We start from the raw sequence: 1,419 nt of genomic DNA on the forward strand, positions 1-1,419 counted from the left end.
GGGGTCACGTCCACGGACGTGGTGTATGAATCGATCTTCGCGTGATCCTGTTTCTGCAGGTTAAGCGGTAAGTGTCTGCGGGAGTGGGTTCTGGATTGGTGTGTCGCCGACGATGAGCCGGACACGGGCCTTGGCCAGGATGTCCAGGCCCATGTAGCGGCGGGCTTCGGTCCATTCGTCGGTCTGCTCGGCTAGGACCGCGCCGACCAGGCGGATGATCGCTGCGCGGTCGGGGAAGATGCCGACCACGTCGGTGCGGCGGCGGATCTCCTTGTTCAGCCGCTCTTGCGGGTTGTTGGACCAGATCTGCCGCCAGGTCTCGCGTGGGAAGGCGGCGAAGGCGAGCAGGTCGTCGCGGGCGGCGTCCAGGTGCTCGCAGGCGGCCGGATACTTGGCTTCCAGGGCGTCGATGACCCAGGCGTGCTGGGCGCGGACTTGCTCGGCGGTGGGCTGGTCGAAGATAGTGCGCACCAGGGTGGCCACCCATGGCTGAGCGCTCTTGGGCACAGTGGTGAGTAGATTGCGCAGGTAGTGGGTGCGGCAGCGCTGCCAGGCGGCGCCGGGCAGGGCGGCGCCGATCGCCTCGATGAGGCCGCGGTGGGCGTCGGAGACGACCAGCTGAACGCCGGACAGGCCACGCGCGACCAGGCCGCGCAGGAACGCCAGCCAGCCCGCGCCGTCCTCGGCGCTGGTGACGTCCAGACCGAGGACCTCGCGCTGGCCGTTGGCGTTGACGCCGGTGGCGACCAGGCAGTGCACGTTGATCGTGCGACCGCCCTCGCGCACCTTCTGGGTCAGCGCGTCCAGCCAGACGAAGGTGTACGGGCCGGCATCGAGCGCGCGGGTGCGGAACGCCTCGACCTGCTCATCCAGCACCTTGGCCATCTGGCTGACCTGGCTCTTGGAGATGTGCTTGATGCCGAGCTGCTCGACCAGCTTGTCCACCCGCCGCGTGGAGACGCCGAGCAGATAGGACGTGGCGACCACGCTGATCAGCGCCTGCTCCGCGCGGCGACGGCGCTCCAGCAGCCAGTCCGGGTAGTACGAGCCCGACCGCAGCTTCGGGATCGCCAGCTCGATCGTGCCGGCTCGGGTGTCCCACTCCCGGGCCCGGTAGCCGTTGCGAGAGTTGGTCCGCTCCTCGCTGCGCTCGCCATAGCCGGCCCCGCAAAGGCTGTCGGCCTCGGCCGACATCAACGCCTCGGCCATGGTCTTCACCATGGATCGCAACATGTCCGGGTCACCGGTCTCGATCTGCTGCGCCAGCCACCGGGCAGGCGTCACACTGTTGTCCGCGGTCATCGCCGTTCTCCTTCTTGGAATCGTTGCTACGAAGGATCACGCGATGGCCGTTCTCATTTCACGGCACCACACCCGCTGACCAGGTCAAACTCGTACACCACTTCCGTGGACGCAACC

General features: G+C 67.7%; 1 protein-coding gene. It reads right to left on the reverse strand.

What is annotated here, in order from left to right:
• Positions 1 to 60: 60 nt before the first annotated feature.
• On the reverse strand, positions 61 to 1,302 hold the full coding sequence (locus ACTWPW_RS64185) for an IS256 family transposase (protein WP_443175041.1): 1,242 nt from the start codon (positions 1,300 to 1,302) through the stop codon (positions 61 to 63).
• Positions 1,303 to 1,419: the final 117 nt, after the last annotated feature.

Origin of the sequence: Nonomuraea sp. KM90, from assembly GCF_052246675.1 — a bacterium.
Taxonomy (GTDB): Bacteria; Actinomycetota; Actinomycetes; order Streptosporangiales; family Streptosporangiaceae; genus Nonomuraea.